Consider the following 14,305-nt stretch of genomic DNA (forward strand, 5'->3'; position numbering starts at 1 on the left):
ACCCGGCACACGAAGAAGACCCCGGTCCAGTGGACCGGGGTCTTCTTTGCCGAGCGGACGACCAGGTTCGAACTGGCGACCTCAACCTTGGCAAGGTTGCGCTCTACCAACTGAGCTACGTCCGCGCTGCGCCGTGGCGCGAGGCCTACTATACCCAACCTCGCTCCCGGGCGAGCCGCACCGCTGCGTGCCGGTTCTCCACGCCGAGCTTGGAGACCGCCGACGACAGATAGTTCCGGACAGTCCCCTGGGACAGCGCGGCCCGCTCGGCGATCTCCGCGACAGGGGCACCGTCGGCAGCGAATTCGAGCACCTCGGCCTCCCGCGCGGTCAGCGGCGAGTCCCCGGAGGAGATCGCGTCGGCGGCCAACTCCGGGTCCACATAACGGTTCCCCGCGTGTACGGTCCTGATGATCTCCGCGAGCCGCTGCGCGCTGACGGTCTTGGGGACGAACCCGCGCACACCCGCTTCAAGTGCCCGCTTCAGGTGTCCCGGCCGACCGTGACCGGTCACGATCAGTACGCGACAGCCCGGCAGTTCGGCCCGCAGCGATGTGGCGACCCTCACACCGTCCGCGCCCGGCATCTGCAGATCCAGCACCGCGACATCCGGTTCGTGCGCCCGCGCCATCGCCAGCGCCTCCGGCCCGCTCGCCGCTTCCGCGATCACCACCAGGTCGTCCTCCAACCCCAGCAACGCGGCCAGCGCCCCCCGGATCAGATGCTCGTCGTCCGCGAGCAACAGCCGTACCCGCCGCCCCGCCTCCGGTACGCCGGTCATGAAGCGCTCTCCCGTACTACAGCCGACCCGACGGCCGCTCCCGCACCCCGCGAAGCCGAGCCCGCCCCCTTCGCCTTGACCGACCCGGTCGGCCCCGCCGAGTCCATAGAGCCCGCAGACCCCAGCGGCACCCGGGCCACCACCCGGAAGGCCTCGCCGTCCACCGGGCCCGCCTCCAGCGTCCCGTCCACGACCGCCAGCCGCTCCCGCAGCCCGGCGAGCCCCGAACCAGAACCGGTCCCGGCCCCAGTCCCGGCCCCAGTCCCGGTCCCGGCCCCGGATCCGACGGAACGTCCGGCGCCCGCCTCCTCACCGCCGCCCGCCCGAATCCCGTCGTTCTCCACGGTCAATACCACCTGCCCTTCTCTCACCCGCAGCACCACAGCGCACTGATCGGCGTTCCCGTGCCGCAGGACGTTCGTCGTCGCCTCCCGGACCACCCAGGCGAGCGCGGACTGCACCTCACCCGGCAGCCCGGCGGTGTCCGCCCCGTCGACCGAGCAGTCGATGCCTGCCGCCGCCAACACGCCCTGTGCACCGGAGAGTTCGACGCCGAGGTCGGCCTCCCGGTACCCCCGTACGACCTCCCGCACCTCGCGCTGCGACTCATGGGCGATCCGCTGGACCTCGATCATCTGCTCGACCGCCTCGGGCCGTTCCCGGCGGGCCAGCTGGACGGCCAGCTCGCTCTTCAGGGCGATGACCGCGAGGTTGCGGCCGATCACGTCGTGCAGGTCACGCCCGAAGCGGAGCCGCTCCTCGGCGACGGCGAGGCGGGCGCGGGTCTCGCGGGCGTCCTCCAGTTCGTAGACGGCCTTCAGCAGCCAGGCGGAGAAGTAGGACGTGAAGGAGATGATGGTGGTGCCGAAGAGCACCGCCACCAGGGCGGCCAGCGCGGAGACAACGTCGGCCCCCACGGCGAGGGCCGACGCCCCGCCGCCCGCGGCGAAGACCATGATCAGGGCCAACAGACGCCGACGGCTGTGCACGCCGAGCGCGAGCGTGCCGATGCCGAAGATCAGCACGCCCCCGAACACGCCGCCCAGCGCTGTGCGGGCCTCGTCGTCGAGGTTCGCGCTGCGGGCGAGCAGCATCGCGACGCAGCCGACCAGCGCGGTGAGTACCCCGAGGGCCCAGAGCAGGCGTATGGGCTGCGCACGGCTCCCGCGCACCCCGTCGAGTGCCCTGGAGACCGTGAAGGACGAGAGCGCGCCGTGCGCGCACAGCAGGACGAAGAACCAACTGGCGTGCCGCGTCGGCACCTGCCCGAAGAGGGGTACCCCGAACCCGCCGACCTCGATCAACGGAAACGAGTGGAACGACCACCGCGTGTACGTCTCCACCTTGGCCGGTGTGCTCTTCCCCCGCCACCAGGCCCCCGGCCCCCGCATGGCTCAACTCCCCTCATCGGCGCGGTTCCCAGCGGAACCACCGCCGTACAGCAAACACCGCGAGCACGGTCCAGGCCAGCGCGGTGGCGACGGCACCCAGGGCGTCGTACACGGACAGGTCGCCGGTCCAGCCGCCGCGCACGAGTGTGATGACGGGGCTGAGCGGCAGCAGTTCGCAGAGGGACGCCACCCGGTCGGGCAGCACTTCGAGCGGCACGGTGATGCCCGATCCCAGCAGGGAGACGAACATCAGCGGCAGGCTGGTGACCTGTGCGCTCTCGGCGGTACGGCTGAGGCTCGCGGTGACCGCGGCCAGTGCCACGCACAGGGCGACGCCGAGCAGCACACCCAGTACGGCCAGGTGGGGCGCGGCCGGCGCTCCGATGTCGAGCAGGATCGTGCAGCCGATCGCGAGCAGCAGGCACTGCGCGACGCCGATGCCGACGGCGGGCAGCGCCGCCCCGACCAGGATCTCCGGATCACGCAGTTCACCGGTCCGCAGCCGCTTGAGGACGAGTTCCTCGCGCCGCACGACGTAGATGTTGCTGAGGGCGGTGTAGATCGCGAAGAGCAGGGAGAAGCCGATGGCGGCGGGGAGGATGACCATCCCGACGCTCAGCCCCACCTCCGCCAGGTCCATCTGGTCCGTCGCCGACCGGACGCTGAGCGGCAGCAGCAGCGGGATGAACAACGCCGTGAACAGTGTGGCCCGGCTGCGCCCCAGCAGCGTCAGCTCGGCGCGGGCGAGCGCGGTCATCCGGCCCCTGAGGGTCGTGGTCCCGACCGTGACGACGGGTTCCGCGCTCGCGCCCGTCGCCGTGCCCGTGGTGCCTGTGGTCGCGCTCATGCCGTCATCCCGTCCTTGCGTGTTCCCGTGCCCGAAAGGAGTCCCGAGTCCGTAGCGGATCCGGCTCCCGTCCCGGCGCGCCGGCCCTTGCCGACCCCCGGACCCCGGCCACCGGCTCCCGTACCCGTGCCTGGTTCCGCACCCGCACCCGCACCCGCACGCGCCGCCTCCGCCGCCGCCGTCTCCCGCGCGATCCGCAGGAACGCCTCCTCCAGCGAGGCGGACCGCACCTCCAGCCGGCGCAGTTCGACCTGGGCCCGCTCGGCCCAGAGCAGCAGCCCGGTGGCCGCCCGTTGCAGTTCGTTCGTGCGCAGCACCACCATGCGGTCGTTCTCCTCGTGTCCGGTGACGCCGAGTTCGCCGAGCGGCGGCAGGTCGCCGAGGAAGTACCCGGTGGGCAGTTCGAAGGAGATGCGGGAGGGCTGGGAGGCGGTCACCTCGGCCGGGGTGCCGGTCGCGGCGACGGTCCCCTCGTGGAGGATGGCGAGCCGGTCGGCCAGGTCCTCCGCCTCCTCCAGGTAGTGCGTGGTGAGCAGCACGGTCGTCCCCGCGTCGCGCAACTCCCGCACCAACTCCCAGGTGTCCTGGCGGCCCTCCGCGTCGAGCCCGGTGGTCGGCTCGTCCAGGAACAGCACCTCGGGGCGCCCGAGGAGCGCGAGTGCCAGGTCGAGGCGCCGCTTCTCGCCCCCGGACAACTGCTTGACCCGTACGCCGGCCCGCCGCCCGAGCCCGACGACCTCCAGCGCCTCGCCGACGGGACGCGCCCCGCTGGTGCAGCCGGCCCACATCCGTACCGTCTCCGCGACGGTCAGCTCGGAGGGGAAGCCGCCCTCCTGCAGCATCACTCCGATACGGGGGCGTACGGCCGCGCGCTCCCCGTAGGGGTCGTGCCCGAGAACCCGCACCCGGCCGCCGGACGGCGGCGCGAGCCCCTCCAGCAGTTCGACCGTCGAGGTCTTCCCCGCACCGTTGGTGCCGAGGAGTGCGAAGAGTTCTCCCCGGCCGACGGAGAACGTGATCCCCCGTACGGCCTCGAAACCGCCCCCGTACACGCGCCGCAGGTCGGTGACCTCGATCACTTTCCCGTGATCGTGAGTGTTCACGTCCTCGTGCCCGTTCGTCTTCATGTCTCCAGCGTCCCGGCGGTACGGGCCGTGAGGCAGTGCGCGCTGTCATCACTCGGCATGACAAATGTCAGACGAGGGGAGGCGGGCGGGAGGAGAGTGAGAAGCACGGGTGTGGGAACACGAAGAAGACCCCGGTCGAGTGGACCGGGGTCTTGCTTTCCAGAGCGGACGACGAGGCTCGAACTCGCGACCTCAACCTTGGCAAGGTTGCGCTCTACCAACTGAGCTACGTCCGCATTGCCTCCGACCGGCTCTCACCGATCGGCGCGAAGACCACATTACCTGATCCACTGGAGTGGTTGGTAAGTGATCAGAGCGGGTGACAGGAATTGCACACTGCGCCTTCCCCCTGGAAGGGGGATGTTCTACTACTGAACTACACCCGCGTGACTCCGGTGAGCCGGGCCTTTCGGCCTTGCCCCTCGGCGTGCTCCAGACTCTAGCTGATCCGCCGGGGGGCAACGCAAGTCGGTTGCCGCCGGCGTCCAAGTCAGCCGCCCCCGGGGCCCGCTGACGGACCCTGAGGACGGCGGACGGGGGCGCGCCTACTGTGCCTCGGCGAACGCCTCGTAGACCCTCTTGGGGATCCGGCCGCGTGCGGGGACCTCCAGCTTGTTGGCCTGGGCCCAGGCGCGTACGGCCGCCGGGTCCGGGGCCACCTGGGTCTGCTTGTACACACTGCCCGACTTCGACCGTTTGCGGCCGGCCTCCATGTAGGGCGCGAGCGCCTTACGCAGTTTCTTGGCATTGGCTTCGTTCAGGTCGATCTCGTACGACTTGCCGTCGAGTCCGAAGGCGATCGTCTCCGCCGCTTCCGAGCCGTCGATGTCGTCGGAGAGAGTGACCACGACACGCTGCGCCACGAATATCGGTCCCTTCGTGCGACATCTCTCCGTTGACGTGCCCTGACGTCAGGGAGATGTCGGCTGTCCGGCTGTTAATTGGGCAAAGTATCGGCTATTGCCAATTCATTTGTACAGTGCCCGGCATTGCAATGTGAACACAGACTTAATCCGCCCGCGTGTCCCTCGCGCAATAGGGATCCGGGATCTTTCCCGGAAGTTTTCGCGACGGTGATCGTCCGATACCTGATCGTGACCGCCGTCACCCGGAATCCCTGTAGTTTCCTACGAATCTACCCGCGTAGAAATTTTGTACGGGTAGTCTGAAGGAACCTGCTCAGCACCACACACCGGGAGTGCCAGTGGCACGCGTCGTAGTCGACGTCATGCTCAAGCCGGAGATCCTCGACCCCCAGGGCCAGGCGGTGCAGCGCGCGCTGCCGCGCCTCGGTTTCGAGGGCGTCTCCGACGTACGTCAGGGAAAGCGATTCGAACTGGAAGTTGACGGACCGGTGGACGACGCCGCGCTCGCCCGCATCCACGAGCTGGCGGAATCCTTCCTCGCCAACACCGTGATCGAGGACTTCACCGTCAAGGTGGAGGAAGTCGCGGAGGTCGGAAAGTGACCGCACGTATTGGCGTCGTCACTTTTCCCGGCAGCCTCGACGACCGGGACACGCAGCGTGCGATCAGGCTCGCCGGTGCCGAACCCGTCGCTCTCTGGCACAAGGACAAGGACCTCCACCAGGTCGACGCCGTGGTGCTGTGCGGCGGGTTTTCCTACGGTGACTATCTGCGCGCCGGTGCCATCGCGCGCTTCTCGCCGGTGATGGAGACGCTCATCGAGCAGGCGAAGGCGGGACTGCCGGTCCTCGGTATCTGCAACGGCTTCCAGATCCTCACCGAGGCCCACCTCCTCCCGGGCGGGATGCTCGGCAACGATCACCTCCACTTCATCTGCCGCGACCAGAAGCTGCGGGTGGAGAACGCGGACACCGCCTGGACGACCGACTACACGGCCGGCCAGGAGATCCACATCCCGCTGAAGAACATGGACGGCCGCTATGTGGCCGACCAGTACACGCTGGACAAGCTGGAGGCCGAGGGCCGGGTCGCGTTCCGCTACCTGGACTTCAACCCCAACGGCTCGCTCAACGACATCGCCGGCATCTCCAACGAGGCCGGGAACGTCGTGGGCCTCATGCCGCACCCGGAGCACGCCGTGGAGCCGCTGATCGGCACCGGCCGCACCGACGGCCTCCCCTTCTTCACCTCGATCCTCAAGAAGCTGGTCAACGCATGAGCCGGACGCCTCTGGACACGGTCGAGCACGCGGCCGCGACCCCCGACGTCGAGCTGCCCTGGGCCGAGCTGGGCCTGAAGAAGGACGAGTACGAGCGGGTCGTCGAGATCCTCGGCCGCCGGCCCACCGGCGCCGAGCTCGCCATGTACTCCGTCATGTGGTCCGAGCACTGCTCGTACAAGTCGTCGAAGGTGCACCTGCGCCAGTTCGGCGAGAAGGCCCCCCAGTCCGACGCCCTCCTCGTCGGCATCGGCGAGAACGCGGGCGTGGTCGACGTCGGCCAGGGCTACGCGGTCACCTTCAAGGTCGAGTCGCACAACCACCCGTCGTACGTCGAGCCCTACCAGGGCGCGGCCACGGGTGTCGGCGGCATCGTCCGCGACATCATCGCGATGGGCGCCCGCCCGGTCGCGGTCGTGGACCCCCTGCGGTTCGGCGCGGCCGACCACCCCGACACCAAGCGCGTCCTGCCGGGCGTCGTCGCGGGCATCGGCGGCTACGGCAACTGCCTGGGCCTGCCGAACATCGGTGGCGAGGTCGTCTTCGACGCCTGCTACCAGGGCAACCCGCTGGTCAACGCCGGCGCCATCGGCGTCATGCGGCACGAGGACATCCACCTCGCCAAGGCCTCCGGCGCCGGCAACAAGGTCATCCTCTACGGGGCCCGCACCGGCGGCGACGGCATCGGCGGCGCCTCCATCCTGGCCTCCGAGACCTTCGACGACGCCAAGCCCTCGAAGCGCCCGGCCGTGCAGGTCGGCGACCCTTTCCAGGAGAAGCTCCTCATCGAGTGCACCCTGGAGGCCTTCAAGGAGAAGCTGGTCGTCGGCATCCAGGACCTCGGCGCGGCCGGTCTGTCCTGTGCCACGTCCGAGCTGGCCTCGAACGGCTCCGGCGGCATGCGCGTGACGCTGGACGACGTACCGCTGCGCGACTCGACCCTCTCGCCCGAGGAAATCCTCATGAGCGAGTCGCAGGAACGCATGTGCGCGGTCGTGGAGCCGGAGAAGGTCGACCGGTTCCTGGAGATCTGCGACAAGTGGGATGTCATCGCCACGGTGATCGGTGAGGTCACGGACGGCGACCGTCTCGAAATCTTCTGGCACGGCGGCAAGATCGTCGACGTCGACCCGCGCACGGTCGCGCACGACGGCCCGGTCTACGAGCGCCCGTACGCCCGCCCCGAGTGGCAGGACGCGCTGCAGGCGGACGACGCGAACAAGCTGGCGCGCCCGGCGACGAGCGAGGAGCTGCGTGAGCAGGTCCTGAAGCTGGTCGCCTCCCCGAACCAGGCCTCCAAGTCCTGGATCACCAGCCAGTACGACCACTTCGTGCAGGGCAACACGGTGCTGGCCCAGCCGGAGGACTCCGGCATGATCCGCGTCGACGAGGAGAGCGGCCTGGGTGTCGCCATCGCGACCGACGGCAACGGCCGCTACGCCAAGCTGGACCCGTACCACGGCGCCCAGCTGGCCCTGGCGGAGGCGTACCGCAACGTCGCCACCACCGGTGCCAAGCCGCTCGCCGTCTCCGACTGCCTGAACTTCGGCTCGCCGGAGGACCCGGCGGTCATGTGGCAGTTCGCCGAGGCCGTACGCGGTCTGGCGGACGCCTGCCAGCAGCTGGGCACCCCGGTGACCGGCGGCAACGTCTCCCTCTACAACCAGACGGGCGAGGTGGCCATCCACCCCACCCCGGTCGTCGCGGTCCTCGGCGTCATCGACGACGTGGCCCGGCGCACGCCGGTCGCCTTCCAGGAGGAGGGCCAGCTGCTCTACCTGCTCGGCGACACCCGTGAGGAGTTCGGCGGCTCGGCCTGGTCCCAGGTCGTCCACGACCACCTCGGCGGACTGCCCCCGCAGGTCGACCTGGAACGCGAGCGCCTGCTCGCCGAGATCCTGATCTCCGCCTCCCGCGACGGCATGATCGACTCCGCGCACGACCTCTCCGACGGCGGCCTGATCCAGGCGGTCGTGGAGTCGGCGCTGCTCGGTGGCAAGGGCGCGCGCCTGATCGTCCCCGACGGTCTGGACGCGTTCACCTTCCTCCTCTCGGAGTCGGCCGGCCGCGCCGTCGTGGCCGTCCCCCGCTCCGAGGAGGTCCGCTTCAACGACATGTGCGGCGCCCGGGGGCTCCCGGTCACGCGCATCGGTGTCGTGGACGGCGACGTGGTCGAGATCCAGGGCGAGTTCACCCTCACCCTGGAGGAACTGCGCACGGCCCACGAGGGCACGATCCCGGCGCTGCTGGCGTAGTCCCGCGTACGACGGCGAAGGCCCCGCCGGATGGAAGCATCCGGCGGGGCCTTCGCCGCGTCCTGGGGTCAGCGGACGTAGTTCCTGAGGATCTCCGTGTCGAGTTCGATCCCGACCGGATCGGGAAGGGACACGTTCTCGCCGAACTTCACGGTGCGCACGTCACGGTAACCGCCGACCAGCCGGTCCGGGCTGCTGTGCACGGTGAGGGTGCACGAGTCCCGGTCGATCAGCAGGTACAGAGGGATTCCGGACTGCCCGTACGCGGCCGGCTTCTCGTGCCGGTCCCGCCGGTCGGTGTCTGTGTCGGAGTCGTAGGACGTGACCTCGACGACCATGAGCGCCCCCTCGGGGGCGGCCCACTCGCCGTGTCCCGCGAAGTGGGCCTCGGGGGTGACCACCGCGTCCGGTTTCGCTCTGCCTTGCCGATAGGTCTCGACCCTGAGCCCTCGGCCCTGATACAGATCCATGTCGGGCCTGGCCTGCATACAGCGTCGTGCAAGTCATGTCACGATCGTGTCGTGGTCTCCGTCCGCCACCTTCTTGACCCCGATCCGTCCGTTGATGAACTCCAACGTGACGGTCTCGGGCGCGGCGGAAGCGATCGTTTCGAACTCCTCCACCGACATCTGAGACGTGCGCTCGGCCATAACCGTCATGTTGCCCCCTTTCCGGGCGAAGGACAGTGTCGCCAGTGGGCGTCGGGGCGGGGCGTACTTCGCCGTCGACCACACTTTCGAGTCCACGCAGGCGCGGCCGCATACGCTCAGCCCATGCCGCCCGCCAGGAAACGCCCCCGCGCCTACGACCCCGCCAAGACCCGCAAGGCCGTCCTGGCCCAGTTCGGGCACGTTCGGGGGGCCGTGGGCGCCCTCACCGACGAGCAGCTCGCGCTGCCGACCCGGCTCGGCGCGTGGACGGTCCGGGACCTGGCCGCGCACCTCACCATGGCCGTGGAGAGCGTCCCCCGTGCCCTGGCACGCCCCGAGCCCCCGAAGGCCGAGCTGAACGCGCTCGACTACGCCTCCGCGACCGCCGCCCACGCCGGTGCCGTCGCCGAGGGCAGCCACGGCCTGGCGGAGGCCACCCCGGACCTCGTCGCCCTCTACGCCGGCGTGGAGCAGCGGATCACCGACGCCCTCGCCGCCACCCCGCAGGGCCGGATCATCGACACCCGCGCCGGCGGCATGCTGCTCGACGACTACCTCCTCACCCGCGCCATCGAGCTCGTCGTCCACACCGACGACCTGAACGCCGCCGTCCCCGCCCTCGACGTCCCGTACGACCGGCACGCCCTCGCCACCTGTGTACGGCTGCTCGCCGACACCCTCGCCGCGCGGGCGCCCGGCGGCTCGACGGAGGTGCGGATCCCGCCGTACGCCGTCGTGCAGTGCGTGGAGGGGCCCAGGCACACCCGGGGCACCCCGCCGAACGTCGTCGAGACCGATCCGCTGACCTGGATCCGGCTCGCGACCGGCCGTGTGGAGTGGGGCGCCGCGCTGGAGGAGGCCGAGGTCAGCGCGAGCGGCGAGCGGGCGGACCTGAGCGGGCTGCTGCCCCTGATGCGCTGACACCATGACCGGGGCCCGCCGGACAACCCGGTGGAACCACCCACGGACCCCACCCGTCCCACCGCCATGGACAAGCGACTGACCCTCACCGCCCTGGCCCTGCTTCCGCTCCCGCTGCTCGCGGCCTGCGGCAACGAGTCGGCCGGCGACTCCGGCAGCGGCAACGTCGGCTCGGCCGCCACGAAGTCCTCGGTCACCGGCGTCCGCTGGAAGGTCGACAGCCTGACCGTGGGCGGAAAGACCGAGCAGGCCCCCGACAGCGCCTATCTGAAGATCGCCGACAACGGCGAGGTCGACGGCAACTACGGCTGCAACACCTTCGGCTCCACCGCCGCCTTCAAGGCCGACGGCATCGACTTCGAGACCGCCCGGTCCACGGAGATGGCCTGCGGCGACGCCCCGATGAAGTTCGAGAAGAGCTTCGCCCGCGCCCTCGACACCGAGAGGTTCACGGCCGAGACGACCGACGACGGCAAGCTCACCCTCACCAGCGGCGACGGAGACACCGTCGAGCTGACCGAGGAGAAGCCCGCGGAGCTGTACGGCACCACGTGGCGGATCGACTCCCTCGTGGACCACGACGTCGCCACCTCGCTCCCCGAGGCCGCCCGGGGCAAGGCCTGGTTCACCCTCGACAAGAAGGCGGGCACCCTGAGCGGAAGCGTCGGCTGCAACGACATCTCCGCGAAGGCGACGGTGAGCGAGGACGAGATCACCCTCGGCAACCCGCGGACCACTCGTAAGATGTGCTCCGACTCACTCATGGCCGCCGAACGCAGCCTCCTGGAGCTCTTCAAGGGCACGGTGGAGTATCGGATCGATCACCGCAGTATCACGCTGACCAGCGAAAACGACGCGGGTGTCGGAGCCGTCGCCGACAAGTGACGTGCGACGACCCGCAGTCGGGGACCGGGGCGGGCGAGATCACCGGATTCGGACCGGTGCGCGATCTCGCCTACACTCGGTGGCGTGCCACGTGGTGACGGACGACTCAACCACGACCTTCTCCCCGGCGAGAAAGGCCCCCAGGACGCTTGCGGCGTCTTCGGTGTCTGGGCTCCGGGTGAAGAGGTCGCGAAGCTCACTTACTTCGGGCTCTACGCCCTCCAGCATCGGGGCCAGGAATCCGCGGGTATCGCGGTCAGCAACGGCTCCCAGATCCTCGTCTTCAAGGACATGGGCCTCGTTTCCCAGGTCTTCGACGAGACCTCGCTCGGTTCCCTCCAGGGTCACATCGCGGTCGGTCACGCCCGCTACTCGACCACCGGCGCCTCCGTCTGGGAGAACGCCCAGCCCACGTTCCGTGCGACCGCGCACGGCTCCATCGCCCTCGGCCACAACGGCAACCTGGTCAACACGGCCCAGCTCGCCGAAATGGTCGCCGACCTGCCCAAGCAGGAGGGCCGTACGCCGCGTGTCGCGGCCACCAACGACACCGATCTGCTCACCGCGCTCCTCGCGGCCCAGGTCGACGAGGACGGCAAGCCGCTGACCATCGAGGAGGCCGCACACACGGTCCTCCCGCAGGTGCGCGGCGCCTTCTCCCTCGTCTTCATGGACGAGCACACCCTCTACGCCGCCCGCGACCCGCAGGGCATCCGTCCGCTGGTCCTCGGCCGGCTGGAGCGCGGCTGGGTCGTCGCCTCCGAGTCCGCCGCCCTCGACATCTGCGGTGCCGCCTACGTCCGGGAGATAGAGCCGGGCGAGTTCATCGCCATCGACGAGAACGGTCTGCGCAGCTCCCGATTCGCGGACGCGAAGCCCAAGGGCTGTGTCTTCGAGTATGTGTACCTGGCCCGCCCGGACACCGACATCGCCGGTCGGAACGTGTACCTCTCCCGCGTGGAGATGGGTCGCAAGCTGGCCAAGGAAGCCCCTGTCGAGGCCGACCTGGTCATAGCGACCCCGGAATCCGGCACCCCGGCCGCCATCGGCTACGCGGAGGCCTCGGGCATCCCGTTCGGTGCGGGTCTGGTGAAGAACGCGTACGTCGGACGTACGTTCATCCAGCCCTCCCAGACGATCCGCCAGCTCGGTATCCGGCTGAAGCTGAACCCGCTCAAGGAAGTCATCAAGGGCAAGCGTCTGGTGGTCGTCGACGACTCGATCGTCCGCGGCAACACCCAGCGCGCGCTGGTCCGGATGCTCCGCGAGGCGGGCGCCGCCGAGGTCCACATCCGGATCTCGTCCCCGCCCGTGAAGTGGCCCTGCTTCTTCGGCATCGACTTCGCCACCCGCGCCGAGCTCATCGCCAACGGCATGACGATCGACGAGATCGGCACCTCGCTGGGCGCCGACTCCCTGGCGTACATCTCCATCGACGGCATGATCGAGGCGACCACCATCGCCAAGCCGAACCTCTGCCGGGCCTGCTTCGACGGCGAGTACCCGATGGAGCTGCCGGACCCCGAGCTGCTCGGCAAGCAGCTCCTGGAGACCGAGCTGGCAGCAGGGCCCGCCGCCACGGCCGCGGCCGACGCGATCCGTCGCCCGTAAGACAGCCCGTAGACAGCGGGTAACACCTGCTTACCTGCCGCAGGACGACACGAAAGTTCTCACCGTCATGTCTGAGACAACTGGTGCCAGCTACGCAGCCGCGGGCGTCGACATCGAGGCGGGCGACCGCGCCGTAGAGCTGATGAAGGAGTGGGTGAAGAAGACGCAGCGCCCCGAGGTCCTCGGCGGCCTCGGCGGTTTCGCCGGTCTCTTCGACGCCTCCGCCCTCAAGCGCTACGAGCGTCCGCTGCTCGCCTCCGCCACGGACGGCGTCGGTACGAAGGTCGACATCGCGCGTCAGCTGGGCGTGTACGACACCATCGGCCACGACCTGGTCGCCATGGTGATGGACGACATCGTGGTCTGCGGCGCCGAACCGCTGTTCATGACCGACTACATCTGCGTCGGCAAGGTCCACCCCGAGCGGGTCGCCGCCATCGTCAAGGGCATCGCCGAGGGCTGTGTGCTCGCCGGCTGCGCCCTCGTCGGCGGCGAGACCGCCGAGCACCCCGGCCTGCTCGGCCCGGACGACTTCGATGTCGCCGGCGCCGGCACGGGCGTGGTCGAGGCCGAACGTCTGCTCGGCCCGGATCGTATCCGTACGGGTGACGCGGTGATCGCCATGGCGGCCTCCGGCCTTCACTCGAACGGGTACTCGCTCGTCCGCCACGTCCTGCTCAACCAGGCCGGTCTCTCCCTGGACGCGGAGATCGCCGAACTCGGCCGCACCCTCGGCGCGGAGCTCCTGGAGCCCACCAAGATCTACTCGCTGGACTGTCTGGCCCTCACCCGCACCACCGAGGTCCACGCCTTCAGCCACATCACCGGCGGCGGTCTGGCCGCCAACCTGGCCCGTGTGATCCCCGACACACTCCACGCCACGGTCGACCGCTCCACCTGGACCCCGGCCCCGATCTTCGACCTCGTGGGCACGACCGGTCAGGTCGAACGCCTGGAGCTGGAGAAGACCCTGAACATGGGCGTGGGCATGATCGCCATCGTCCCCGAGGAGTCGGCGGACGTGGCCCTGAACACCCTGGCGGACCGCGGAGTCGAGGCCTGGGTCGCGGGCGAGATCACCGACCGCGCCAGCCACGCCACGGGCGCGGAACTGGTGGGGGACTACGCACGAGGCTGAACGGCAGCAAGCCCCTGACGAGGGCCGATGGCCCGACCGTCAGGGGCGCGGGAAACTGCGCGAGCAACCACCACCGCGACCCGGGGCCGCCGAAGTGTGGTGGACGCGAGCTATTGGGCGCCCCCGCTCAGAGCGGAGCGAAACCGCACAAAACCCGGTCCGGCGGAGCAACCCTCCCGGACCGGGTCGAGCGCGGCTAGATCGTCAAGCGCCGCGACGATGAGAGGTCGGACCGGACTGGTCGTCCTCGTCGTCCTCATCGTCGTTGTAGAGATCCGCGTACTGGGCGTACGGGTCGTCCTCGTCCTCGTCATCCTCGAACGGCTCGCCGTTCGGCGGTTGGCTCGAAGTCGAAGCGCCCAGCTCGCTGGCCAGACGCGACAGGTCAGTCCCGCCGCTGTTGTACTTCAGCTGGCGGGCGACCTTCGTCTGCTTGGCCTTGGCCCGGCCGCGCCCCATGGCTCGACCCCCTCGGTGACGGGGCTCGACGGCCCCAGAGTCTTGACACGCGTTCATGATCTAGAACGGGCTCTCCGTGGAGAGACCGGTCCGTA

The 14,305-nt window shown here is 69.7% G+C and carries 13 protein-coding genes, 3 tRNA genes and 1 pseudogene; 7 read left to right on the forward strand and 10 right to left on the reverse strand.

Features of this window, described 5'->3' with window-relative positions; genetic code table 11:
- Positions 1 to 52: 52 nt before the first annotated feature.
- From K1J60_RS22895 to K1J60_RS22930, 8 genes are all read right to left on the reverse strand, one after another.
- A tRNA-Gly gene (locus K1J60_RS22895) sits at positions 53 to 125 on the reverse strand.
- 23 nt (positions 126 to 148) lie between these two features.
- Positions 149 to 781, reverse strand: a complete 633-nt coding sequence (locus tag K1J60_RS22900) for a response regulator transcription factor (protein WP_033526746.1) — start codon at positions 779 to 781, stop codon at positions 149 to 151.
- Positions 778 to 2,172, reverse strand: a complete 1,395-nt coding sequence (locus tag K1J60_RS22905; protein ID WP_220647823.1) for a sensor histidine kinase — start codon at positions 2,170 to 2,172, stop codon at positions 778 to 780. Before K1J60_RS22905 ends, K1J60_RS22900 begins: the two co-directional genes overlap by 4 nt.
- A gap of 13 nt (positions 2,173 to 2,185) precedes the next feature.
- Positions 2,186 to 3,019: an ABC transporter permease gene (locus tag K1J60_RS22910; protein WP_220647824.1), complete on the reverse strand. Its 834-nt coding sequence runs from the start codon at positions 3,017 to 3,019 to the stop codon at positions 2,186 to 2,188.
- Positions 3,016 to 4,146, reverse strand: coding sequence for an ABC transporter ATP-binding protein (locus K1J60_RS22915; RefSeq protein WP_259407869.1), 1,131 nt, complete (start codon positions 4,144 to 4,146; stop codon positions 3,016 to 3,018). The genes K1J60_RS22910 and K1J60_RS22915 overlap by 4 nt, the downstream gene beginning before the upstream one ends.
- Before the next feature lie 163 nt (positions 4,147 to 4,309).
- Positions 4,310 to 4,382: transfer RNA gene (locus K1J60_RS22920), tRNA-Gly, on the reverse strand.
- Positions 4,383 to 4,460: 78 nt separating this feature from the next.
- Positions 4,461 to 4,532, reverse strand: a tRNA-Gly gene (locus K1J60_RS22925).
- Positions 4,533 to 4,691: 159 nt separating this feature from the next.
- Positions 4,692 to 5,009 carry a histone-like nucleoid-structuring protein Lsr2 gene (locus K1J60_RS22930; protein ID WP_220647825.1) on the reverse strand — a complete coding sequence of 106 codons (318 nt, stop codon included), beginning with the start codon at positions 5,007 to 5,009 and terminating at the stop codon, positions 4,692 to 4,694.
- Between the two features lie 341 nt (positions 5,010 to 5,350).
- Here K1J60_RS22930 and purS point away from each other — a divergent pair, with 341 nt between their 5' ends.
- Genes purS through purL form a run of 3 tightly spaced genes read left to right on the forward strand, consistent with a single transcriptional unit; the run spans position 5,351 to position 8,546 of the window.
- Positions 5,351 to 5,614, forward strand: coding sequence for a phosphoribosylformylglycinamidine synthase subunit PurS (gene purS, locus K1J60_RS22935; protein ID WP_033526749.1), 264 nt, complete (start codon positions 5,351 to 5,353; stop codon positions 5,612 to 5,614).
- A complete protein-coding gene (gene purQ, locus K1J60_RS22940) occupies positions 5,611 to 6,291 on the forward strand; it encodes a phosphoribosylformylglycinamidine synthase subunit PurQ (protein ID WP_033526750.1) in 681 nt (226 codons plus the stop codon). Before purS ends, purQ begins: the two co-directional genes overlap by 4 nt.
- Positions 6,288 to 8,546 (forward strand): phosphoribosylformylglycinamidine synthase subunit PurL, encoded by a 2,259-nt coding sequence (gene purL, locus K1J60_RS22945; protein WP_220647826.1) that lies wholly within the window; start codon positions 6,288 to 6,290, stop codon positions 8,544 to 8,546. Before purQ ends, purL begins: the two co-directional genes overlap by 4 nt.
- 68 nt (positions 8,547 to 8,614) lie before the next feature.
- On the opposite strand, the pseudogene K1J60_RS22950 reads toward purL, so the two are convergent.
- Positions 8,615 to 9,205, reverse strand: a pseudogene (locus K1J60_RS22950) (Uma2 family endonuclease).
- A gap of 114 nt (positions 9,206 to 9,319) precedes the next feature.
- Here K1J60_RS22950 and K1J60_RS22955 point away from each other — a divergent pair.
- The 4 genes from K1J60_RS22955 (at position 9,320) to purM (ending at position 13,751) form a co-directional block, all read left to right on the forward strand.
- Entirely contained in the window at positions 9,320 to 10,117 is a 798-nt protein-coding gene (locus K1J60_RS22955) for a maleylpyruvate isomerase family mycothiol-dependent enzyme (protein WP_220647827.1), read from the forward strand.
- 30 nt (positions 10,118 to 10,147) lie between these two features.
- The gene (locus K1J60_RS22960) at positions 10,148 to 11,002 is read left to right on the forward strand and encodes an META domain-containing protein (RefSeq protein WP_398683277.1); all 855 of its coding nucleotides are present in this window, start codon (positions 10,148 to 10,150) and stop codon (positions 11,000 to 11,002) included.
- Positions 11,003 to 11,086: 84 nt separating this feature from the next.
- A complete protein-coding gene (purF, locus tag K1J60_RS22965; protein ID WP_220647828.1) occupies positions 11,087 to 12,613 on the forward strand; it encodes an amidophosphoribosyltransferase in 1,527 nt (508 codons plus the stop codon).
- 67 nt (positions 12,614 to 12,680) lie between these two features.
- On the forward strand, positions 12,681 to 13,751 hold the full coding sequence (gene purM / locus K1J60_RS22970) for a phosphoribosylformylglycinamidine cyclo-ligase (RefSeq protein WP_220647829.1): 1,071 nt from the start codon (positions 12,681 to 12,683) through the stop codon (positions 13,749 to 13,751).
- A 204-nt stretch (positions 13,752 to 13,955) separates the two neighbouring features.
- Here the strand turns inward: purM and K1J60_RS22975 are convergent, their stop codons facing one another.
- Positions 13,956 to 14,210 carry a DUF3073 domain-containing protein gene (locus K1J60_RS22975; RefSeq protein ID WP_220647830.1) on the reverse strand — a complete coding sequence of 85 codons (255 nt, stop codon included), beginning with the start codon at positions 14,208 to 14,210 and terminating at the stop codon, positions 13,956 to 13,958.
- Between the last annotated feature and the right edge of the window lie 95 nt (positions 14,211 to 14,305).

Origin of the sequence: Streptomyces akebiae, from assembly GCF_019599145.1 — a bacterium.
GTDB lineage: Bacteria > Actinomycetota > Actinomycetes > Streptomycetales > Streptomycetaceae > Streptomyces > Streptomyces akebiae.